This window comes from Anaerophilus nitritigenes (genome assembly GCF_004138215.1).
GTDB lineage: Bacteria > Bacillota > Clostridia > Peptostreptococcales > Thermotaleaceae > Anaerophilus > Anaerophilus nitritogenes.
On the sequence record NZ_RYYS01000042.1, the window covers coordinates 58596 to 82643 of the forward strand.

The window sequence follows — 24048 nt, forward strand, 5'->3', positions numbered from 1 at the left end:
ATATAGTTTGTTTTTAGTCAGAGCTAACCATATAGGATAGCTCTTTTTTTTGTGCTAATTTTAGTACAAAAAATAGGCGGAACCATTTCTAAAAATAATACATAGGTTAAATTGAGTAGATAAACTAAGGCAACTATTCGAATGATTTATATAACATCAAGAAATATAGAATGGAGGAGGAAAATGAAAGTTGTTATTTTATGTGGGGGAAAAGGTCTAAGAATGAAAGATAAATATGATTTACCCAAACCTCTGCAAAAGATAGGTGACAAACCTATATTATGGCATATTATGAAAACTTATATGTATTATGGCGTTGATGAATTTATTTTACTTTTAGGATATGAAGGAGAAAAAATTAAGGAATATTTTATGAACGATTATTGGAAAAACAATAATTTTATATTAGATAGAAAAGAAAATAAAATTTATCTTATAGAAGAATATGAAAAATGGAAAATAACTTTTGTAGATACAGGAAAAGACACTATGACAGGTGGAAGGATTAAACAAATTGAAAATTTGATTGAAGATGAAACATTCATGCTTACCTATGGAGATGGACTTTCAGATGTTCATATTAAAAATCTATTAGATTTTCATAATAAACATAAAAGAATTGCAACACTCACAGGTATTCAAAAGAATAGCTCTTATGGGAGGTTGATTGTAAAGGATCATATAGCTAAGTCTTTTGAAGAGAAACCTTCTACTGAGGAAATTATCAACGGTGGATTCTTTGTATTGAATAAAAAAATATTTGATTATATTTCAGATGAAAAAAATTGTATATTTGAACAAGAACCTTTGATGAATCTTGCAAAAGATGGACAATTGGCAGTTTATCCTCACAAAGGATTTTGGATAGGCATAGATACTTATAAAGAGTTAGTAACTGTCAATGAAATGTATGCTCAAAAAAAAGCCCCATGGGAGGTTTGGAAAAATGAAGAATCATTGGGAAAATAAAAATGTATTGATTACAGGGGCTACAGGTTTTTTAGGAGGATATTTGACAAATAGACTAATAGAAAAAGGAGCAAATGTAATTGCTTTATTTAGAGATCATATCAAAAATATAAAATTTAATAAAAATGTGAATTGGATAAAAGGAGATCTAACAGATAGATATTTATTAGAAAGAATATTAGGAGAATATGAAATTGATACAGTATTTCATTTAGCTGCTCAAGCTATTGTAGGTATTGCCAATAAAAATCCCATATCTACCTTTGAATCAAATATATTAGGAACATGGAATGTACTTGAAGCTTGTAGAAGAAGTCCTTTGGTTAAAAATATTATTGTAGCTTCTAGTGATAAAGCGTATGGAGAACAAGATCTACCTTACAAAGAAGAGATGGCTCTTATGGGAAAACATCCTTATGATGTATCAAAAAGCTGTGCCGATTTAATTAGTATGTCTTATTATCATACTTATAAACTTCCTGTTTGTATTACAAGATGTGGAAATTTATATGGAGGAGGAGACATGAATTTTAATCGAATCATTCCTCAAACTATTGAGTCTATTTTAAATCAAAACTCTCCAATTATTAGAAGTGATGGAACTTTTGTTAGAGATTATTTTTATGTAGAAGATGCAGTAGAAGCTTATTTATTGTTAGGAGAAAAAATGAGTGAGCTTAAATTGTATGGAGAGGCATTTAATTTTGGTAGCGAAGGATATTTATCTGTAATAGAGCTTGTAAAGTTAATATTAAAATTAATGGACAGTCATTTAGAACCTATTGTTTTGAACGAAGGAAATCATGAGATCAAAAATCAATATCTTTCTATAGAAAAATCAAAAAAAATATTAAAATGGAAGCCTCATTTTACTTTAGAAGAGGGGATAAAAAAGACTATTGATTGGTATAGGAAATACGCTCAAGGAGAGGTAAAATATGGATAATGGTTTTTGTATTGTTGTATCTAAATATAGGGTATATCAAGGAATCGTGCTCATAGAGTCATTGTGTGAAAATATAGAAAATCCTCAAATATTTGTGTTGTGTATGGATCATGAAGGATATGAAATTTTATCTCGATATAACAAAAATAATATAAAAGTTATTTCAATTTACGAGCTAGAAGATGAAATACTTCTTTCTAAAAAAAGAGAAAGAAGCTTTACTGCATATTGCTGGACGCTTAAACCTATATTTTTAGAACATATAATCAATCATTTTTCAAATCTAAAAAGGGTAACTTATTTAGATGCTGATATTTATTTTTTAAATGATGTAAAATCAATTTTCAAAGAAAATATAAATTCTTCTGTTCTATTATCAAATCACAATTATACAAAGAGTTTAAAAAAATATGAAGCTATATGTGGGAAATATAATTCAGGATTTATTAGCTTTAAAAGAGATGAAAAGGGACTAAATGCATTAAAATGGTGGAAAGACAAGTGTTTGTCGTGGTGTAGTGAAGTGATTGAAAAAGAAAGATTTGGAGACCAAAAATATTTAGATGAAATGATTCTTTTATGGGATGGAGTAGAAGAAATTCAAACTATAGGAACAAACATTGGATTTTGGAATCATGGCAGATATAAAACAAGTATCATAGAGGATAAGGTATATATTAATAATGTTCCTTTAATTTTTTATCATTTTGCAGGATTTAGAATTTTAAATGAACAAGAATTTGCATTTACAATTGGATTTAGAAATGAATTTGTAAATCATGTATATCTTCCCTATATGAAAAAAATTCAGGAGTCTATTAAAAGAGTAAAGGATATTTTTCCAAATTTCCCACAATATTTTTATGATAGAAATCAGCTAAAAGGAGCAACTATTTATACCATTTCTTAAATAGGGAGGGAGGATATGGATAGGTTTCATTTTTCTACGGTGATCTCTAATGGGTATTTATACAAGGTACTTGCCATGTACCAAAGTCTCAAGAAATATTGTAATAATTTTAGATTATATATATTGTGTATAGATCAAAGTGCATATGACATTTTATATGACTTAAAACTTTCATATGTAGTTCCTATTCATTTATCTAATATAGAAGATAGGCATTTGAAAAAAATAAAGTATACTCGTACTAAGGGAGAATATGCATGGACTCTAAAGCCTGTCATGATGCATTATGTGATGAAACATTTTAAAGATGCAAAGTATTTTGCTCATTTAGATGGAGATCTCTATTTTTATGAAAATATAGAAAAAATATTTAATGAAAATCAAGAAGCCTCGCTTTATTTAACTGATCATAACAATTCAAAAAGATTTTTAGATACTTATAATATAACAGGAAAATATAATACTGGATTTGTAGGATGTAAGAATGATGAAATTGGTTATGATGCAGTAAATTGGTGGAAAGATCAATGTATTCTTTGGTGTTATAAAGATGCAGATCAAAAAAATAAAAGATTTGGGGATCAAAGATATGTAGAAATGTGGGAAGAAAAATTTTCAAATGTACATGTAATAAAAACGATAGGAGCCAATGTAGCCATCTGGAATATAGATAATTATCGAGTATCCTCTAAAGAAGATAAGATATATGTAGAGGATGAAAAAATGATTTTTTATCATTTCTCAGGACTTAGTATATATAATGATCAAGAGTTCAATCTTTGTTGGTTTGAAGGGTTATCAGATCAAGTCGTAAAATATATTTATATACCTTATTTAAAAGAATTAAGTGATATGATTCAATATATAAAAAAAAGATATCCTAAATTTGAAAGTGGATGGATCAAAAGAGGAAGCGTCAGAGATGTTCATTACTTTCATTTATAAAATGATAAGCAAAGACTTTAGTCTTTGCTTATCATTTTTATATTTAAATATTTGTTTTGACTTCTTCTCGTGCATAAGAAGTTTCTTTTTTTGTAAATAGTTTTTTTCTTATCATATTTAAAGGAATGATAAAGAAAGATAAACCTATTATAATCATCCATTCATGCATATTTAAAGGTGCAGTACGAAGTATCTTTCCACCTACAAAAGTAAGCATGATTTGAACAAATATAATAAATAATACAACTTTTGAAAAACCAGGGTTTTTTCTGATATTGTCAAATATATTTGCTTTTTCTGTTCTGGCATTAAACATATTAAATACATTTAAAAATATAAAGAATGAGAAAAAGCCTGTTAAAAATACTATGTCTCCTTGAGAAGATCTAAAAGCTTTATGAATCATATCAGAAGAAAGAAATAGTATACTTGCTATTGCTACAAAAATTCCATTAAATAAAATCGAATTCCACATAGATTTAGAGACAATGCCCTCTGTTCTAGTTTTTGGTTTTTCCAGCATATATCTTAAAAGTGCAGGTTCTCCACCAAAAGCTAGAGCAGCTAAAGTATCCATTACAAGGTTTACCCAAAGCATCTGAGTCATAGTGAGAGGAAGTCCTCCTGCAAGTCCTAAAAAAGGACCCATAAAAGCTACGAGTACAGCAGCTACGTTGATGGTTAATTGAAATATAATAAATTTTCGTATACTATTAAAAATTGTTCTTCCATAAAGAATAGACTTTGTGATAGATAAGAAGTTGTCATCTAATACGACAATATCTCCAGCTTCTTTGGCTACTTCTGTACCTGAGCCCATAGCAAAGCCTACATCAGCTCTTTTAAGAGCAGGAGAGTCATTGACACCATCTCCTGTCATACCTACTACCAATCCTAATTCTTGAGAAATCTTTACAAGTCTAGATTTATCACTAGGAAGTGCACGGCTTATGACACGAATATGAGTAAGAACTTTTTTTAGTTCATCATCTGTCATGTTATTAATTTCTTCTGAAGTAAAAGCTAAGTCTTGATCATTTTTTAAAAGTCCTGTTTCTTTTGCAATAGCTACTGCTGTTTCTTTACGATCTCCTGTAATCATTACCACTTGAATCCCTGCATTTTGAGCTTCTTTGATGGCTTTTATAGATTCTAATCTAATTTCATCTCTGATTCCTACAATTCCTACAAGAGTATGATCTCCTGTAACTTGGTCATTTGAAATTTCCCCATTAGAAGTAACAAAAGCGAGTAATCTCATAGAACGATTAGCTAAAATCTCCATTTGCTTATCTAAATTAGTATAAAGCTCTTTTGAGAAATTTTGTTTATTTCCCTCTACATCATAATAGTGTGTACATTTGTCTAATAATTTTTCAGGAGCTCCTTTCATTAAGACTCCATTAAAATCACCACTTAATTGACTAGCTGAGAATTTTCTATTGCTACTAAATTCAATTTCGCCTATTTTATTAAATGTATTTGTAGAATCAAATGAAAAATCTACAAAATTCATTAAAGCTCGATCGGTAGCATTTCCTCCTACTACTTGAGGATGATTTGTATGAGTATCACTAATGACTGCTGCTGTGTTGTATTGTATAGAAGTTTTCATAAGTTTCTTAAAAGGAATAGAGAGCTGTCCAAAAGACTTGAAGCTTTCTCCATTTCCAGTGATAAATTCTACGCATTCAAGATGTCCTTTTGTAATAGTACCTGTTTTATCACTAAATAAAATATTGATACTTCCTGCTGTTTCGATTCCTATTAATTTTCTTACTAATAAGTTATCTGAAAGAAGTTTTCTCATATTAAGAGATAAAACGATGGCAATCATCATAGGTAAACCTTCAGGAACTGCTACTACAATAATGATAATTGCTAGTATAAAAGCTGTAACCAAATCATTTAAAGGATTGCCAAGGGCAGGATATTGATTTGTCCAATTACTTAAGTATTGTAATATAGTTTGAGTATTAAACTGATTATCAATCACTGCAGTTTTAAAGAAATAAGAGATAGCAATTAATGTTCCACCAATGTATCCAAATAGAGCAATTTTATCAGCTAAATCTTTTAATTTTATTTTTAGAGGAGAATCAATGTCATCCCCCATAGATAATTCTTGAGCAATTTTTCCAAAGGTAGTTGTATCACCAATTCTTGAAGCAATTAATATAGCTTCTCCTGAAGTGACTACAGAACCTCTATAAACTTTTTTAGGATCTGAAAAATCATCCTTTGAAAAATCCACTTCACTAGAAGAAGCTATTTTAGATACTTCCTCTGATTCACCATTTAAAGTAGATTGATCCACTTTAATATTTCCATCAAGTAAAAATCCATCTACTGGAACTTTATCTCCAGGCTGTAGAAGAATATAATCTCCCTTTACAAGTTCATCAATCAATAATTCTTGAGCTATTCCATCTCGAAATACTTTAATACGAATTTTAGAAGCTTCTTCTTGTAGTTTTTGAAATGAGTTTTCATTACTATATTCACTAACAGTAGAAATAAGTGTTGCCAAAACTACTGCTAGGGCAATTCCTAAGGATTCATACCATTCAGATTTGCCAAAGAAAAAAAAGATTACATTAATAAATAATGCTACAATCAGTATTTTAATGATAGGGTCATTTAAATTTCCTTTTAACTTGTCCCAAAATGTTTCTCCTTGTGAGGGAGTAAGTTGATTGGTTCCATATTTTTGACGAGAAATCTCTACTTCTTCTGATGTTAATCCATTGTAAAATTTCATGTTTTTTTATCCTCCTTATCTAGATGTGAAACTATATAGTTTTAAAAACTATATCAAGTTATATAGATATAATATTATTGGGTTAAATATATTGCAATATGCAAATATATTTAATTTTAGACACATATAATAAAAAATTATAAGATATCTCATTTATTCTTGATTTTTCTAAGAATATCTTTTAGTATGATTAAACATGCTTATTTATATGTTTATAGATAGTATTAAATACCGTATAATAGATTTGAGGTGAGGATATGATTCATAAAGACGAACTATTAAAAATAGTAGAAGAATTATCTTTTTCAGATGAAATAAAGCTTACAGATATTCCAGATCTACATTTATATATTGGACAAGTTCAAAATTTTTTAACCGATAAGCTTGATCATTTAAAAAGGTCTAAAAAGGATAAAATTTTAACTACTACTATGATTAACAATTATACAAAAGATAATTTATTGATGAAACCAACGAAGAGCAAGCAATATACAAAGGATCATATTATCTTAATGATTTTGTTATATTATTTAAAACAGATTTTATCTTTAGATGATATAAAAAAAATATTTAAGGTAGTATTAAAAGATATGTCTACTACAGAAGATGATGTGATTGCTTTAGAAGATATTTATTCTATTTTTGTAGATCTTAAAAATGACGAATTAATGGGAATCAACGATACTTTATCTAAAAATTTAGATGCTATTTTAGAAAAAACAAAAAATATTAATAGTCAAAATCCTAAAGAAAAAGAAAAGGATCAAGAAATGGCTGAGTTATTTTTAGTAGTAATTATGTTAGTAGCACAAGCACATGCACAAAAAAGATTGGCAGAAAAAATTATTGATACTTATTTTAAGGAAAATGAGTAAAAAAATTAAAAAAATTCCAGTTGAATGTTGACAAAATTACTTGGGTATAATATACTTAAAACAGAATTCATAGTAAATTGCTTGGGATTCCGAAGGAGTGATAGAATGAAGCTATCTACCAAGGGAAGGTATGGAGTAAAAGCTATGTTTGAATTAGCATTAGCCTTTGGAGAAGGACCAATAGCTTTAAATAGTATTGCAGAAAAACAAAATCTTTCTGTTCATTATCTAGAACAACTCTTTGCCAGTCTTAGAAAAGCAGGACTTGTTAAGAGTATAAGGGGAGCACAAGGAGGCTATATGCTTTCTAAAAAACCAGAAGAGATTACGGTTGGAGATATTATAAGAACCTTAGAAGGTCCTGTAGCTCCTTCTGAATGTGTTATAGAAGATGAGAAAACAGAATGTTATAAAGCTGATTATTGCGTAACAAGAACCATATGGGAAAGAATAAGAGATAGTATTAATGCGGTAGTAGATAATATTACACTTCAAGATATGATCAATGATTATAAAAAGATCAATAAAGATGGTTATATGTATTATATATAAACTTGCAGGGAGATGATGGAATGAATAAAAGAGTGTATCTTGATTATTCTGCGACAACACCAGTAAAAAAAGAAGTCTTAGATGCAATGTATCCATATTTTGATGAAAAATTTGGAAATGCCTCTAGTATATATTCTTATGGAAGAGAAGCAAAACAAGCAATAGACTTAGGAAGACAAAATGTGGCTCGTTTAATTGGTGCTCAAGCAGATGAAATATATTTTACAGCTGGAGGCTCTGAAGCAGATAACTGGGCAATCAAAGGAATTGCTTATGCAAATAAAGAAAAAGGAAATCACATTATTACTACAAAAATAGAACATCATGCAGTATTACATGTTTGTGAATATTTAGAAAAAAATGGATTTGAAGTTACTTATCTAGATGTAGACGAGGATGGTTTAATTGATTTAGAAGATTTAAAAAAAGCTATTACAGATCAAACAATACTTATTTCTATTATGTTTGCAAACAATGAAATAGGAACGATACAACCTATTGAAGAAATTGGTAAAATTGCAAAAGAAAACAAAATATATTTTCATACAGATGCTGTTCAAGCTTTGGGAAATGTAGAGATAGATGTGAAAAAATTAAATATTGATTTAATGTCTGTGTCTGCTCATAAAATTTATGGACCAAAGGGTATAGGAGCTTTATATATTAAAAAAGGAGTAAAGATCCATTCTTTTATTCATGGTGGAGCACAAGAAAAAAGAAGAAGAGCAGGAACTGAAAATACTTCAGGAATTATAGGATTTGGAAAAGCTTGTGAATTAGCTTTAGAGAATATGGACAATCATATTGAAAAGTTAATAAAATTAAGAGAAAAATTAATCAATGGAATTATAGAAAAAATCGACTATGTAAGAATTAATGGGCATAGGGAAAAGAGACTACCAGGAAATGCAAATATTGTATTTGAATTTATTGAAGGAGAATCTCTTTTATTAAGTTTAGATCTAGTTGGAATTGCAGGTTCAAGTGGTTCAGCTTGTACATCAGGTTCACTAGATCCATCTCATGTTTTAATGGCTATTGGACTTCCTCATGAGATTGCACATGGATCATTAAGACTTACTATTGGAGATTTTACTACAGAAGAAGATATAGACTATGTACTTGAACAACTTCCTAAAATTGTAGAAAGACTAAGACAAATGTCACCATTATATGAAAATGTAAAAGGGGGTCAAAAATAATGTATACAGAAAAAGTAATGGATCATTTTACAAATCCAAGAAATGTTGGAGAAATTGAAAATGCTGATGGAGTAGGACAAGTAGGCAATGCAAAATGTGGAGACATTATGAAAATATATTTAAAAGTAGAAAATGATATTATTGAAGATGTAAAATTTAAGACCTTTGGATGTGGATCTGCTATTGCATCTTCTAGTATAGCAACAGAAATGATTAAAGGAAAATCTATCAAAGATGCAATTAAGGTTACTAATAAAGCGGTAGTAGAAGCTTTAGAAGGTCTCCCACCACAAAAAATTCATTGTTCTGTATTGGCAGAACAAGCTATCAAATCTGCATTATATGATTATGCACAAAAGCATAATATTCAATTAGAGGGATTAGAAGATTTTGATCCTAACGAAGATCATCATCATGATGAGGAAGCAGAATAAGCCCAGGAATTCCTGGGCTTATTCTTTGAAAACGAGTTTAAAACAAAGTTATAAAAACGTCACTAATTTTTAATAATTGTTCCTTATGTTTATACTTTGTTTTAATATAATTTATTAATGATTTGAATACATAATTATATATATATCATAGAAAAATAAATAATAAAAGTAGGTGATCAAGTGACTTTATTAGATAAGAAAAAAGTAGTAGTAGGAATGAGTGGTGGTGTAGATAGTTCAGTAGCAGCTTATGTTCTACAAAAACAGGGATATGAAGTAATTGGAGTAACTATGCAGGTTTGGCCAGATATGGAGGAGGAAGAAGTACAAAGAGTAGGAGGATGTTGTGGACTATCTGCTGTAGATGATGCAAGAAGAGTAGCAGATAAATTGGGAATTCCTTTTTATGTCATGAATTTCAAAGAAATTTTTGAAAAAAAAGTAATTGACTATTTTGTAGAGGAATATGTAAAGGGAAGAACTCCTAATCCTTGTATTGCCTGTAATAAATTTATGAAATTTGAAGAACTTTTAAGACGAGCTCATAATTTAGGAGCTTATTATGTAGCTACAGGACATTATGCAAAAGTTTTATATGAAAACAATCAATATAAAATAAAAAGATCTAATGCAGTAGCCAAAGATCAAACTTATGCTCTTTATAATTTTACGCAAGAACAATTAAAGCATACATTAATGCCTCTAGGTGACTTTTCATCAAAAGATGAAGTTAGAAAAATTGCAGCAGATCTTGGATTTGATACAGCTTCAAAACCAGATAGTCAAGAGATTTGCTTTGTAAAAGATAATGATTATGGAAATTTTATTGCACAAAGAAAACCAAATAAAATTATTCCAGGAAATTTTGTTGATAAAGATGGTAATATATTAGGAAAACATCATGGAATTATTTATTACACCATAGGTCAAAGAAAAGGATTAGGAATTGCTTTAGGCAAGCCTATGTATGTAGTAGATATTATTCCTGAGAAAAATCAAGTTGTACTAGGAGAAAATGAAGAAGTTTTTGGAAAAGAACTTTTAGTAAAAGATGTAAATTTTATTACACCTAGTGAAATAAGTTCTAAAATGCAAATAAAGGTACAAATAAGATATAATGCAAAGCCTACAGAAGCTACTTTATATATAGAAGAAAATAATCAAGTACGTATTATATTTGAAAAACCTCAAAGAGCGATTACACCTGGACAAGCAGCTGTATTTTACGATGATGATGAACTCTTAGGAGGAGGAACAATTGTTAAAAAAGTAATATAATTGAAATGCACTTTTGAGTGCATTTTTTTTATTTATAAGTGGAATTATAAAAGTATAGCAATTAAATGTGTGGTGAGATAAGATGCTCAAAAGAGGAAGTGAATGTATAGGATTACCAGTACTATGTTTAGATGAAAGATGTAGGATTACTACTGTGAAGGATATTCTTTATTGTACTGAAAATTTTAAAGTTTTTTCTTTTTTAATCAAAGAAGGTGGCTACTTTTATGAACCTAAAATGATATTTTTTAAAGACATTTTAGAAATTCATGAAAATAGTATCAAAATTCAAAACCAAAAAAGTGTTCATACTATAAAAAGAAAGATAGAAAAAGTAAATTCTATTCAAAGTATTATAGGATTAGAGATTATTACTATTGATGGGAACACAATAGGAATGGTACAAGATGTACTGATAGAAGTAGGTACTGGAAAAATAGTGAATTTTATTTTATCAGAAAGTTTGTTTGATGATTTGATGGAAGGACGTCCTCAATTACCAGTTACAAATGTTTTTGAAGTCCATGACAGATCTATTATATTACCAGAAAATATGACTCACACTATTCTTCATGATACAGGAGGTATTAAAAAAAAGTTTTCTCTAGAATGATCAAAGGAAGGAGTATAGCAAATGAAAAATAGATTTTTTTCAGGGATGATTGCAGGAAGTATGCTTGGAATGACTACAGGAGTATATGCATATAAAAAAATGAGTCCTAGACAAAGAAGAATGGTCATGAAGAGAGGGAAAAGATTTATAAAGAATGCAACAGATGTAATAGATATGGTGCAATCTATGAGTATTTTAAGATGATTTTATAAAAAGCAGCTCCTTGTAGCTGCTTTTTATAAAATTAAATTTTAAACTAATAAGTAACAAAATAAAAAATGAAGGAGGAAAAAATGAGTAAGCCTTTTTATTATCTTTTTAATATTTTAAATTTAGGAATACGTTTATTTCTTATTTTATTATTAGGGTTTTGTAGTTATTATCTTATTCAGATTGGGAATCAATATATTGATAAAAATAAAAGACTAAAAATGAAAAAAAAATATTTTTTTTATTTATGGACTATAATTATTAGTTTTTTGTTGTTTTTTTTCATTTTTCATTTTAGAAAAATTTTATGGAAATTATTGATTCCTATTATGTGGTCAATCGTATTTGCTTATTTATTAAATCCCATAGTTAAAAAACTTGACAAAAGGGGAATAAAAAGAGTTTGGAGTGTATCTATTGTATATTTGTCTATTATTATGATTATTTTTATTATATCTTTTACAGTGACTCCTGCTATCATAGAAGAGACAAAAAAGCTAGTAGACCTATTTCCTGAATATACAAAAGAAACAAATAAATTTTTAAATAATTTATACATAAAAATTGAACAATTAGATCACTTTTCTCCAGAGCTAGGATTTATGAAAGATAGTATTGAAGAAAATTTGTATAAAATACAAAATATTTTTACAAAAGGAATGAAAAATATTACAACAAGCATATTAAATATATTTTCAAAAATGGTTACAATTATATTGATTCCTATATTTTCTTTTTATTTTTTAAAGGATATAGAATATTTTAAAAAGAAAATCATATTTTGTATCCCTAAATCATGTAGATGTGAATGTATTAGAATTTTTAGGGATATCCACTTACTATTGAATAAATTTATTAGAGGACAATTTATTGTAGCTATTTTGGTGGGTGTATTAAGTACAATAGCTTTATTATTTATTCGAGTAGACTTTGCTGTTTTAATAGGGATGATTGCAGGCATTTCTAATATTATTCCTTATTTTGGACCTATCATAGGATCTGTTCCAGGTGTTTTTATAGCTCTATTAGATAGCCCTATAAAAGCTTTATGGGTGATTTTGGCTTTTGCGATTATACAACAAATAGAAAGTGCTATTATTACTCCTAAAATAGTAGGAGAAAGTGTAGGACTTCACCCTATCATAGTCATTTTATCTTTATTATTAGGAGGTGAATGGTTTGGTTTAATAGGTCTTTTATTTTCTGTTCCTATAGCTGCAATTATAAAGATTTTTTTAGAACATATGATGGATTGGATGATGAAAGGATAAGATTTATAGGCAATTGACAAGAAGTATGAATTTTTATATAATCAATTCAAGTTCATATAATAAGTACGATGATGAAGAGGAGTACATAGATCTTTAATCTATAGAGAAGAAATCCATAGGCTGAGAGATTTCTGATTAAAGTCTTTAGAAGCAGCTTCAGAGTATTAATCTTGAAATGAAGTAGAGATTAACAGATGGCAACTGTTATCATGCTAGGTATTATAAAGAGACCAATTTTTTTTGGTAAGTAGGGTGGTACCGCGAGAAACCTCTCGTCCCTATACAGGGATGGGAGGTTATTTTTTTGTATAAATAAATACTGGAGGTAGGTACAGTGAAAAAAATGGGATTAAATGAAATAAGAAAAAGTTTTTTAGATTTTTTTGAAAGCAAAGATCATTATGTGAGAAAAAGTTATTCATTGGTTCCTGAGAATGATAAAAGTTTATTGTTAATCAATGCAGGAATGGCACCTTTGAAAAATTATTTTATGGGTATAGATACACCCCCTAAAAAAAGAATGTCTACGTGTCAAAAATGTATTCGTACAGGAGATATCGAAAATGTAGGGATTACTGCAAGACATGCTACTTTTTTTGAAATGCTTGGAAATTTTTCTTTTGGAGATTATTTTAAAAATGAATCTGTTCATTGGGGTTGGGAATTTGTAACAAAACATCTAAATCTTCCAATAGAGAAATTATGGGTAACTGTATATGAAGAAGATGAAGAAGCATATAAAATTTGGAATGAAAAAATAGGACTTCCTAAAGAAAAAATTGTGAAGCTTGGAAAAGAAGATAATTTTTGGGAAATTGGTACAGGTCCATGTGGTCCTTGTTCTGAGATTTATTATGATAGAGGAGAAAAATATGGATGTGGACATGTAGATTGCAAACCAGGATGTGAATGTGATCGATATGTTGAATTTTGGAATCATGTATTCACACAATTCGATAAAGATGAAAAAGGTAATTATAATCCTCTACCAAATCCTAATATTGATACAGGAATGGGACTAGAGAGAGTTGCATGTATTATGCAAGAAGTAGATAATATATTTGAAATCGATACAATGAAACATATATTAGATGAAGTGGTAAAAATTTCAAAACAAGATTATAAAGGTGAAGATAGAAAAGAAGATGTATCTATAAGAATTATTACAGATCATATTCGTTCTGTGACATTTATGGTAAGCGATGGGATTTTACCAAGTAATGAAGGCAGAGGTTATGTTTTAAGAAGACTTTTAAGAAGAGCAGCAAGACATGGAAAATTATTAGGAATTACACAAAGCTTTTTAACGAATCTTGTTGATTCTGTCATAGAAGTATCAGGAGGGGCTTATGAAGAGCTTATAGAAAAGAAAGAATATATCAAAAAAATTATTTCTATTGAAGAAGAAAGATTTCAAGAAACAATTGATCAAGGAAGTGAAATATTAAAAGGATATATTGAAGGGATGAAAAAAGAAAATAAAAAAGTATTATCAGGAGAAAATGCTTTTAGGTTATATGATACTTATGGATTTCCATTAGAGCTTACAAAAGAAATTCTACAAGAAGAAAATATAGATGTAGATGAAGATGCTTTTAAAGAGGAGATGGAGAAACAAAGACAAAGGGCAAGAAGTGCTAGACAAAATAAAGATGAGGTAGGATGGAAGGAAGATTTATATAGCAAACTAAATGATAGAATAAAATCTACCTTTATAGGGTATGAATGTGATAAGAATACTTCAAAGGTAATGGCTATCATAAAAGAAGGAGAAATCGTTTCAGAAATCTTAAAAGATGATGAAGCTATTATTATATTAGAGGAGACACCTTTTTATCCAGAAGGTGGAGGTCAAAAGGGAGATCAAGGAATTTTATATGGAGAAGAATTTGTATTTAAAGTATCAGATTGCAAAAAAGTAAATAACGATAGAATTATTCATATAGGAAAAGTATTAAAGGGTAGATTATCTATAGAATCTACTATTGTTGCTGCAATAAATATAGAAAATAGAATCAATACAGGAAGAAATCATACTGCAACTCATATACTACAATCAGCTTTAAGGGAAGCATTAGGAGAGCATGTTGAACAATCTGGATCTTTAGTAACATCAGAAAGATTAAGATTTGACTTTTCTCATTTTCAACCTCTTACAGAAGAAGAAGTTGAAAAAGTAGAAGATTTAGTAAACAAAAAAATATTAGAAGGTTTAGAAGTTACTGCACAACAGATGAATATGGAAGAAGCTAAAAAAAGAGGAGCAACAGCTTTATTTGGTGAAAAATACGGAAACGTAGTTCGTGTAGTGACTATGGGAGATTATAGTATAGAACTATGTGGAGGAACTCATCTAAATAATACGAGTAAAGTGGGTTTATTTAAAATCATAAGTGAAGGTGGAGTTGCTGCAGGAGTAAGAAGAATTGAAGCAGTAACAGGTCCTAAAGCTTATGAATATATGAAGTCTGAGGAACTGAAAATCAAAGAAATTGTGAAAATTGTAAAAAGTAATTCAAAAGATGTAGTAAGTAAGGTAGAAAGTTTAGTAGACGAGTTAAAGAATACTTATAAAGAAATGGAAGCTATAAAAAATAAAATGGCAAGTGGAGCAGTTGATGAAATTTTACAAAATATGATTGAAATAGATGGAATAAAAGTGATAAGATATAAATTATTAGGATTAGATGTAGAAGAGCTAAGAAATTTAGGAGACCAATTAAAAGATAAAATAAAATCAGGTTTGATTGTACTAGCAAGTATAAAGGATGATAAACTAAACTTTATTTCAATGGCAACAGAGGATATGGTAAAAAAAGGTATTCATGCAGGAAATATCATCAAACAAGTTGCAAAGGTTGCAGGTGGTGGTGGAGGTGGAAGACCAACCATGGCACAAGCAGGAGGAAAAGATTTATCTAAGATTGATAAAGCATTAGAAATAGTAGAAGCTTTAGTAAAAGAACAGCAAAAATAATCAAAAATGTGGACGGAGGTGATCAATACTTTCGTCCATTGCGTTCTATTTTGTAATTTTTAAAAGGATTATGTATAATTAGACAGAATATATACAATATAAGAGAGAAGGGAGTGTATAAAATGTACGATCCATCGAACTATACTATGAAATTTAATGTAGAGAAGGAAAATATAAATGAAGCACAAGAGATTTTGAAAAGTGTGTATCAATCCTTGAAAGAAAAAGGATACAATCCTATAAATCAATTAGTTGGTTATATTCTTTCGGGAGATCCTACTTATATTACAAGCTATAATAATGCAAGAAGTTTAATTAGAAAGCTAGAAAGAGACGAATTATTAGAAGAACTATTAAAAAATTATTTAGAAAAACAATAGGAGAGAAAAAAATTGAAAAAGAAAATCTACATAGCTATTCTTTTAATATTTATTTTACTTACTTCATTTTCCTATGGAGATGAAAAGAAAAAAGTAGTGTTACTTCTTATTAATGAAATCAATTATGAAGACTTATATAATTTAAGTGCTGTAAAAAATTTAATAGATGAGGGTAGTATAGGATTTCTTAATACTAGAAGCTCTGGAGGAGCGAGTGCATATAAATCTTATGCTACTTTGGGAGCAGGAACAAGAGCAGAAGCTTCCCCTACAACAATAAGCTGTTTTGAAGTAAATGATCAAACAAAGAACATCTATAAAAGAAGAACTGGGGCAGATATAAAAGATAATGGAATTATCAATATAGATATTCCTGCATTGAGAAGATTAAATGAAGCAGGTGACTATGGTGCAATTGCTGGAAGTTTAGGACAGTCTCTTCATAATCAAAATAAAAAGACTGCTGCTATAGGAAATGGAGACATTCAAGATGATTTTGTTAGATTAGCTCCAATTGTAGCTATGGATGAAAAAGGATATGTAGACTATGGAAGTATTGGAAAAGAAATCTTGATCAAAGATGATACATACCCTTTTGGATTAAAAAGTGATTTTTCTAAGATGATGGATGTATTTGAACAATCTTATAATCAGTCCGATTTGGTTGTAATAGATGTAGGTGATATGAATAGATTAGAAAGATATAAGCCTAATTTATCTGATGAAATGTATATTGTGCAAAAACAGAAAATATTAAAAGATGCCAATGACTATATAAATAAATTAGTAGAAAAAATAAATTTTGATCATACAAGATTAATTTTGCTGACTCCTTATCCAGCTTCAGATGATATAAAAACGGGGAATAGACTCACACCTGTAATTTTTTATGGAGATGGTATTACAAAAGGAATAGTAACTTCGTCTACAACTAGAAGAGTAGGTATTATAGGAAATGTAGATATTGCTCCATCTATTGCAAGATATTTACATGTAGATACAAATCAAATGAGTGGACAAGAAGTAAGATTTATAGAAAAAAATGACTCCTTTGCTTTTTTGATGAATTTAAAGGATAAGATTGTAAGTACATCTATTAATCGAGGTCCTGTATTATCTACTTTTGCTATATTTGAAATAATTGTATCTATTGTGGCTTTGTTATTTATTTTATTTGAGAAAAAAATAAACAAAAATATTATATTGCATTTTAAAAATATATTATTAAGCACGATGGCCATTCCTTTTGTTTTATTGATTTTACCTATATTTAATATTCAAAATATTTTTGTGACATATATTCTTGGTATAGGATTAGTAAGTTTAATCATATATATGATTAAACAATGTAGTAAAAATATATTAGATGGACTGTTTATGTTGTCTTTTATTACTACTGTAGGCCTACTTTTAGATATCTTGATGAATGCAACCTTAATTAAGAATTCACTTTTAGGATATGATCCTATTATCGGAGCAAGATATTATGGAGTAGGAAATGAATATATGGGTATTTTAATAGGATCTACTTTAGTACTAGCAACTATTATTCTGGATAGATTTAAAATAAGTAAAATATGGTCTATAGTTATATTTTTGGTGACTATTTTAATTATTGGATATCCAAAGTTAGGAGCAAATGTAGGAGGAACTATTGCAGCTGTAGCAGCTTTTATTTTTACTTCATTAAGATTATTCAAAATAAAAATAAAACTAAAACAATTTGTTGTTATTGGAATAGCAGTTGTCTTTGTAGTTTCATTTATGGCATTTATTGATATTAGGTTTTCTAAGAATCAATCTCATTTAGCTGGAGCGATTGAGCAAATTATCTCAAGTGGCCCTGGAGCTATTTTATTGATTATAAGAAGAAAATTGGAGATGAATGCAAAACTTATTGGGGTAACCATTTGGAGTAAAGTTTTATTATCAGCTATTATTATATTAGCAACTTTATTCTATAGACCAGTAGGGACTATTTATAAGTTAAGCAACAAATACCCAAATCTTTCTATAGGATGGTCAGGAATTGTAATGGCATCTATTGTAGCTTTTTTTGTAAATGATTCAGGAGTAGTTGCAGCTGCCACAGGAATTATTTTTTTAGTAATGAGTATGTTGTATCTTACTTTGTTTGGTTTAAACAAAGATAGTTAGGAGTCTTTTTTTATGGAATACAGAGCATTAGGAAATACAGGGATAGAAGTATCTAGATTGTGTTTTGGAGGATTGACAGTAGGCCCATTGCAAGCTAATTTATCTCCAGATGAGGGAGGAGAAATTATTGCACAAGCTTTTTTAAGAGGAGTAAATTTTATAGACACTGCTGAACTTTATGAAACCTATCCTCATATCAAAAAAGCATTAGAAATTTATAGAAAAGATGATATAATTATTGCTAGCAAATCTTATGCTTATGATGAAGAAACTGCTAAAAGAAGTCTTGACAATGCTTTAAATGGATTAGGAGTCAATAAATTAGGTATATTCTTACTTCATGAGCAAGAAAGTGAACATACTTTAAGAGGGCATTATGAAGCTTTAAAGTATTATTTAAAAATGAAAGAGTTGGGTATAATAAAAGCTGTAGGCATTTCTACGCATACCATAAGAGCAGTAAAGGCAGCAGCAAGTATGAAAGAAATTGATGTGATTCATCCTATTATCAATAAGACAGGTATTGGAATTCAAGATGGAACAAGAGATGAAATGCTAGAAGCTATTCACTTGGCTCATAAAAATGGAAAAGGTATATACGGAATGAAACCTATTGGGGGAGGAAATTTAATTTCTTCTGTAGATGAATGTTTAGAATATGCTTTGTCTATTTCAGATTTACATTCCATAGCAGTAGGAATGCAAACAAAAGAAGAAGTGATTGCAAATGTTATGAAGTTTAGTGGAGAGGAAGTACCTTCTGATATTAAAAATAAAATATCTAAAAAGCCAAGAAAATTACACATAGATTTTTGGTGTGAAAAATGTGGAAGCTGTGTAGAACATTGTAAGCATAATGCACTAAAAATTGAAAACAATCAAGTAGTAGTAGATAAAACAAAATGCGTATTGTGCGGATATTGTAGCAGTTATTGCCCACAGTTTTGTATTAAAATTGTATAGAGATGAGGATCAATGATGAGAACAATGGGATTAGATGTAGGAGATAAAACTATAGGTGTTGCTGTTAGTGATGCAATGGGAATGATTGCTCAAGGGGTAGAGACCATTCGAAGAGTTGGTAAGAAAGCAGATTACAAAAGATTACAAGAATTGATTGAAGAAAAGTGCGTTACAAAAATTGTAGTGGGACTTCCTAAAAATATGAATGGTACTCTAGGGCCTCAAGGAGAAAAGGTATTATCCTTTGTAGAGGGACTTAATAATAGATTTAAAGTAGAAATCATTTTATGGGATGAAAGGCTTACTACAGTAGCAGCAGAAAGAACTTTAATTGAAGGAGATGTAAGACGAGAAAACAGAAAGAAAGTAATAGATATGGTAGCAGCTACATACATTTTACAAGGATATCTAGATGCACAAAAATTTTAAAGAGGTGATGAAATGGAAGAAAATAAAATTACTTTAATAGATGAAAATGAAAAGGAAACAGAGTTTGAAATTATTGCAACTCTAAATATTGAGGAGACAGAATATGCAATACTTCAACCCTTAGATGATGAAGAGGGAGTAGTGATTTTTAAAATTATAGAGGTAGATGGAGAAGAGATATTAGAAAACATTCAAGATGATGAAGAACTAAATCAAGTATTAAGTGCATATGAAGAATTAATGATGGAAGAAGAATAAAAGCTGCAACCTAAGGTTGCAGCTTTATTCTTGACTAGAGTGTAAATATATAGTAAAATTTAATTGATAAGGTATTTCAGTTAATAAAAACTAAGGAAGTGAAGAGTATGGAGCTTATATGTAAAGTATGTGGAAATCACATAAAAGATGTAAGTGCAAGTAGATGCCCAAGATGCTATACTCTATTAAAAGAATTGCCTAAATGTGAAAATTGCAAGGGCTGTTCTTTAACAAAAATGAATTGTAGTAAAAAGGCATAAAATAAAAGTAGAAATAGAAAATACCCTTGACTTTTACAGATTTTACAAGTAAACTATTGCATATAAAATATATTATTAATTGAAAAAGAAGGTGCTAAAGTGAATGATATTATGGAAAAATTAAAAGATAAATTAAAAGAGAAAGGATACAAATTAACTCCTCAAAGAAGAGCAACTTTAGATACAATTATTAATAATCAAGGGAAGCACCTAAGTACTGAAGAAATTTATGATATGGTAAAAACAGAATGCCCTGAAATTGGATTAGCTACTGTATACAGGACACTACAACTTTTAGATGAATTAGATATTATTACAAAAATTAATTTTGATGATGGATGTAGTAGATATGAACTAAATAATCATGAGGATAATCATCAGCATCATCATCTCATTTGTGTAAAATGTGGTGAAGTTATTGAAGTAGAAGTGGATTTACTAGAAACACTAGAAGAAGAAATAGAAAAAAATTATGATTTTAAGATTCATGATCATAAAGTAAAATTCTTTGGATATTGTTCTAATTGCAAATAAATCCTGTATCCCATGTAGGTTACAGGATTTATTTCTTTTTGATACAAAGTGAAAAAATTATGTATTGGATAAAGAGTAGATATGTATATATGAAATACATTGTTTAGTTATAAAAAAATGAGTAATAATAATAAAAGGACTAAGTATTTTCATTAAAATTGTTACATATTGCTAATACATAGTAAATAAAGTATAATAAATTAGGTGGAATTGTCCGGGTTTTCAGTAGGAAATAACAAAGTTTAGGGCGGCTTAAATATTAAAGGAGTGTGACATTGTGGTAAGAAGAACATCAAAAATTAGAGTGATTCCGTTAGGAGGACTTAATGAAATCGGTAAAAATATGATGGCGATTGAATACAAAGATGATATCATCATCATAGATTGTGGACTTAGTTTTCCAGAGGACGAGATGCTAGGAATTGATATGGTGATACCAGATATTACTTATTTGATGAAAAATAAAGACAAAGTAAGAGGAATTGTTTTAACTCATGGTCATGAAGATCATATCGGCGCGTTACCTTATGTACTTAAAAAATTAAATGTTCCAGTATATGGAACTAAATTAACTTTAGGATTGGTAGAGAATAAATTAAAAGAACATAAATTGTTTTCAAGTGTACATATGGAGACTGTAAAACCTGGAGATATAGTAAAATTAGGAGAGTTTAAAGTTGAATTTATCCGTACAAGCCATTCAATTGCAGATGCAGTATGTTTAGCAATCCATACTCACTTAGGAACAATTGTGCACACGGGAGATTTTAAAATTGATTTTACACCTATTGATGGAGATCCTATTGATTTTCATAGATTAGCTGAACTAGGAAAAAAAGGAGTACTTTTATTATTTGCAGATAGTACAAATGTAGAACGACCAGGATATACTATGTCTGAAAAAACTGTGGGTACGACTTTTGAAAATATATTTAGGAATGCAAATCAAAGAATTATTGTTGCTACTTTTGCATCGAATGTACATAGAGTACAACAAATCATTGATGCAGCATACAAATTCAACAGAAAAATTTCTGTTTCAGGAAGAAGTATGGTCAATGTAGTAAATGTAGCGATGGAATTAGGTTATTTAAAAGTACCAGAAGATATACTGATAGATATTAATGATATTAATAAGTATCCAAATGATGAAGTAGTTGTAATTACTACAGGAAGTCAAGGAGAACCTATGTCTGCGTTATCTAGAATGGCATCTTCTGAACATAGAAAATTAGAAATTCAGCCAGGAGATATGGTGATTCTTTCTGCAACTCCAATTCCAGGAAATGAAAAAACAGTAGCAAGAGTAATCAATCAATTATTTCAAAAGGGAGCAAATGTTATTTATGAAGCATTAGCAGATGTACATGTTTCAGGCCATGCGTGTCAAGAAGAATTAAAACTTATGCATTCTTTGATTAAGCCTAAATACTTTATTCCTGTTCATGGAGAATATAGACATTTAAAGCAACATGCAAAATTAGCTGAAAGTTTAGGAATGCCAACAAGCAATATATTTACAATTGAAACGGGTCAAGTTGTTGAATTGTCTAAAGACTATGCAAGAGTTTGTGGAAATGTTCCAGCAGGAAATATACTAGTAGATGGATTAGGAGTTGGGGATGTAGGAAATATTGTATTAAGAGATCGAAAACATTTATCAGAAGATGGATTAATGGTAGTAGTAGTTACTATTAGTAAAGAGGATGGACATGTAGTTTCAGGACCTGATATTATTTCAAGAGGTTTTGTGTATGTAAGAGAATCAGAAGCATTAATGGATGAAGCAAGAGCAGTAGTAAGAAATTCTCTTCAAGTCTGTCAAACAAACGGAGTAAGAGAATGGGCAGCTTTAAAATCATCTATAAAGGATAGCTTAAAAGGTTTCTTATATGAAAAAACAAAGAGAAGTCCAATGATTTTACCAATTATTATGGAAGTATAGATAATGATGCAAGATCTTCAAATGAATAAATCACTCAAAAGCTATGGATAGACTTGATTTATCTATAGCTTTTTTCTATGAGAATATGTTGTAAAACATTGTAGACAATTGTATAATGAAATAATGAATATGTATTTTTGGAGGTATGTGAATGATATCAAAAATTAAAAGAGTAATAATGATGATGTTAATTGTCGGAGTTGCAGGAATTATTGGAGGAAGATTTTATTTTTATCAATCGATTCAACCTATAAATGTAAATAGCAATCGTGAAGCTATGGTAATTATTCCAAAAGGTGCATCGACAGGGAATATTGCTAATATATTAAAAGAGCAAAATTTAATTCAAAATTCATATACTTTTCGTATCCTTAGTAAATGGTCTAGTGCGGATGGAAAAATGAAGGCAGGAACATATTTATTAAAGGAAAATATGTCAGCTGAGGAAATGATAAAGATTTTATCTAATGGAGAAACAGCAAAAACTACTACAAATATTACAATTCCAGAAGGATTTGAATTTAAACAAATTGTGGATCGATTAGAAGCAAGAGGATTAATCAATAAAAATAAGTTTATAGAGATAGCAAATTATGAGGATTTTAATTATGCTTTTTTAAAAGATATACCTAAAGGAGAAAATAGATTAGAAGGTTTTTTGTTTCCAGATACTTATGAAATAGGAAAAGAAGAAACAGAAAGAGAAATTATTATAAAAATGCTAGATCGTTTTAATAATGTATTTAAAGATGAGTATTATAAAAGATCAAAAGAGATAAATATGAATATTAATGAAGTGGTTACTCTAGCATCTATTATAGAAAGAGAAGCTAAGTTAGATGAGGAAAGACCTATTGTATCTAGTGTGTTTCATAATCGAATCAAAAAGAAAATAAAGCTTCAATCTTGTGCTACGGTTCAATATGTATTAGGTGAGAGAAAGGTTCATTTAAGTAACAAAGATATTGCCATTGATTCTTTATATAATACGTATAAATATGAGGGGCTTCCGCCTAAGCCTATTGCATCATCTGGAGAAGCTTCTATAAAAGCTGCTTTATATCCTAAAGATACAAATTATTTATATTTTGTAGTTTCTAAAAATGGTGCGCATCATTTTAGTGAAACATATAAGGAACATTTAAATGCCAAGAATGCCAATTAACAGATAGGGAAAAC

The 24048-nt window shown here is 29.1% G+C and carries 23 protein-coding genes and 1 other annotated feature; of the genes, 22 read left to right on the top strand and 1 reads right to left on the bottom strand.

The window, feature by feature from the left end:
• Positions 1–183: 183 nt before the first annotated feature.
• From EK368_RS06480 to EK368_RS06495, 4 genes are read left to right on the top strand one after another with little or no spacing between them, the layout of a single operon-like run.
• Positions 184–969, top strand: a complete 786-nt coding sequence (locus EK368_RS06480) for a sugar phosphate nucleotidyltransferase (RefSeq protein ID WP_129597655.1) — start codon at positions 184–186, stop codon at positions 967–969.
• Complete coding sequence (locus EK368_RS06485) at positions 947–1915, top strand: GDP-mannose 4,6-dehydratase (RefSeq protein ID WP_129597657.1); 969 nt, start codon at positions 947–949, stop codon at positions 1913–1915. Before EK368_RS06480 ends, EK368_RS06485 begins: the two co-directional genes overlap by 23 nt.
• Positions 1908–2825 carry a glycosyltransferase gene (locus tag EK368_RS06490; RefSeq protein ID WP_129597659.1) on the top strand — a complete coding sequence of 306 codons (918 nt, stop codon included), beginning with the start codon at positions 1908–1910 and terminating at the stop codon, positions 2823–2825. The genes EK368_RS06485 and EK368_RS06490 overlap by 8 nt, the downstream gene beginning before the upstream one ends.
• Before the next feature lie 15 nt (positions 2826–2840).
• Positions 2841–3770: a hypothetical protein gene (locus EK368_RS06495; RefSeq protein WP_129597661.1), complete on the top strand. Its 930-nt coding sequence runs from the start codon at positions 2841–2843 to the stop codon at positions 3768–3770.
• Positions 3771–3813: 43 nt separating this feature from the next.
• Here EK368_RS06495 and EK368_RS06500 read toward each other — a convergent pair whose 3' ends face one another.
• Positions 3814–6531, bottom strand: a complete 2718-nt coding sequence (locus tag EK368_RS06500) for a calcium-translocating P-type ATPase, PMCA-type (protein WP_129597663.1) — start codon at positions 6529–6531, stop codon at positions 3814–3816.
• A gap of 257 nt (positions 6532–6788) precedes the next feature.
• Between EK368_RS06500 and EK368_RS06505 the strand changes: the two genes are divergently transcribed.
• From EK368_RS06505 to mltG, 18 genes are all read left to right on the top strand, one after another.
• Positions 6789–7406 carry a DUF1836 domain-containing protein gene (locus EK368_RS06505; RefSeq protein ID WP_129597665.1) on the top strand — a complete coding sequence of 206 codons (618 nt, stop codon included), beginning with the start codon at positions 6789–6791 and terminating at the stop codon, positions 7404–7406.
• Between the two features lie 105 nt (positions 7407–7511).
• The gene (locus EK368_RS06510) at positions 7512–7958 is read left to right on the top strand and encodes an RrF2 family transcriptional regulator (RefSeq protein WP_129597667.1); all 447 of its coding nucleotides are present in this window, start codon (positions 7512–7514) and stop codon (positions 7956–7958) included.
• A gap of 20 nt (positions 7959–7978) precedes the next feature.
• Entirely contained in the window at positions 7979–9160 is a 1182-nt protein-coding gene (gene nifS / locus EK368_RS06515) for a cysteine desulfurase NifS (protein ID WP_129597669.1), read from the top strand.
• Positions 9160–9594, top strand: coding sequence for a Fe-S cluster assembly scaffold protein NifU (gene nifU, locus EK368_RS06520; RefSeq protein ID WP_129597671.1), 435 nt, complete (start codon positions 9160–9162; stop codon positions 9592–9594). Before nifS ends, nifU begins: the two co-directional genes overlap by 1 nt.
• Positions 9595–9774: 180 nt before the next feature.
• Entirely contained in the window at positions 9775–10872 is a 1098-nt protein-coding gene (gene mnmA / locus EK368_RS06525) for a tRNA 2-thiouridine(34) synthase MnmA (protein WP_279222265.1), read from the top strand.
• Between the two features lie 82 nt (positions 10873–10954).
• The gene (locus EK368_RS06530) at positions 10955–11485 is read left to right on the top strand and encodes a PRC-barrel domain-containing protein (protein WP_129597673.1); all 531 of its coding nucleotides are present in this window, start codon (positions 10955–10957) and stop codon (positions 11483–11485) included.
• A 21-nt stretch (positions 11486–11506) separates the two neighbouring features.
• The gene (locus EK368_RS06535; protein WP_129597675.1) at positions 11507–11689 is read left to right on the top strand and encodes a hypothetical protein; all 183 of its coding nucleotides are present in this window, start codon (positions 11507–11509) and stop codon (positions 11687–11689) included.
• 89 nt (positions 11690–11778) lie between these two features.
• On the top strand, positions 11779–12966 hold the full coding sequence (locus tag EK368_RS06540) for an AI-2E family transporter (RefSeq protein WP_165000352.1): 1188 nt from the start codon (positions 11779–11781) through the stop codon (positions 12964–12966).
• Between the two features lie 59 nt (positions 12967–13025).
• Positions 13026–13249 (top strand) — a binding site (T-box leader).
• 51 nt (positions 13250–13300) lie between these two features.
• Entirely contained in the window at positions 13301–15943 is a 2643-nt protein-coding gene (gene alaS / locus EK368_RS06545) for an alanine--tRNA ligase (RefSeq protein WP_129597679.1), read from the top strand.
• 122 nt (positions 15944–16065) lie between these two features.
• Entirely contained in the window at positions 16066–16323 is a 258-nt protein-coding gene (locus EK368_RS06550) for an IreB family regulatory phosphoprotein (protein WP_129597681.1), read from the top strand.
• A 12-nt stretch (positions 16324–16335) separates the two neighbouring features.
• Positions 16336–18480: a hypothetical protein gene (locus EK368_RS06555; RefSeq protein ID WP_129597683.1), complete on the top strand. Its 2145-nt coding sequence runs from the start codon at positions 16336–16338 to the stop codon at positions 18478–18480.
• A 12-nt stretch (positions 18481–18492) separates the two neighbouring features.
• On the top strand, positions 18493–19443 hold the full coding sequence (locus EK368_RS06560) for an aldo/keto reductase (protein ID WP_129597685.1): 951 nt from the start codon (positions 18493–18495) through the stop codon (positions 19441–19443).
• Positions 19444–19458: 15 nt separating this feature from the next.
• Positions 19459–19872 (top strand): Holliday junction resolvase RuvX, encoded by a 414-nt coding sequence (ruvX, locus tag EK368_RS06565; protein ID WP_341472778.1) that lies wholly within the window; start codon positions 19459–19461, stop codon positions 19870–19872.
• Between the two features lie 12 nt (positions 19873–19884).
• Entirely contained in the window at positions 19885–20130 is a 246-nt protein-coding gene (locus EK368_RS06570; RefSeq protein ID WP_129597689.1) for a DUF1292 domain-containing protein, read from the top strand.
• A gap of 107 nt (positions 20131–20237) precedes the next feature.
• Positions 20238–20390 carry a hypothetical protein gene (locus tag EK368_RS14840; RefSeq protein WP_165000353.1) on the top strand — a complete coding sequence of 51 codons (153 nt, stop codon included), beginning with the start codon at positions 20238–20240 and terminating at the stop codon, positions 20388–20390.
• A gap of 111 nt (positions 20391–20501) precedes the next feature.
• Entirely contained in the window at positions 20502–20924 is a 423-nt protein-coding gene (locus tag EK368_RS06575; protein WP_129597808.1) for a Fur family transcriptional regulator, read from the top strand.
• A gap of 277 nt (positions 20925–21201) precedes the next feature.
• Positions 21202–22869, top strand: a complete 1668-nt coding sequence (locus tag EK368_RS06580; RefSeq protein WP_129597691.1) for a ribonuclease J — start codon at positions 21202–21204, stop codon at positions 22867–22869.
• 151 nt (positions 22870–23020) lie between these two features.
• Positions 23021–24034: an endolytic transglycosylase MltG gene (mltG, locus tag EK368_RS06585; RefSeq protein WP_129597693.1), complete on the top strand. Its 1014-nt coding sequence runs from the start codon at positions 23021–23023 to the stop codon at positions 24032–24034.
• Positions 24035–24048: the final 14 nt, after the last annotated feature.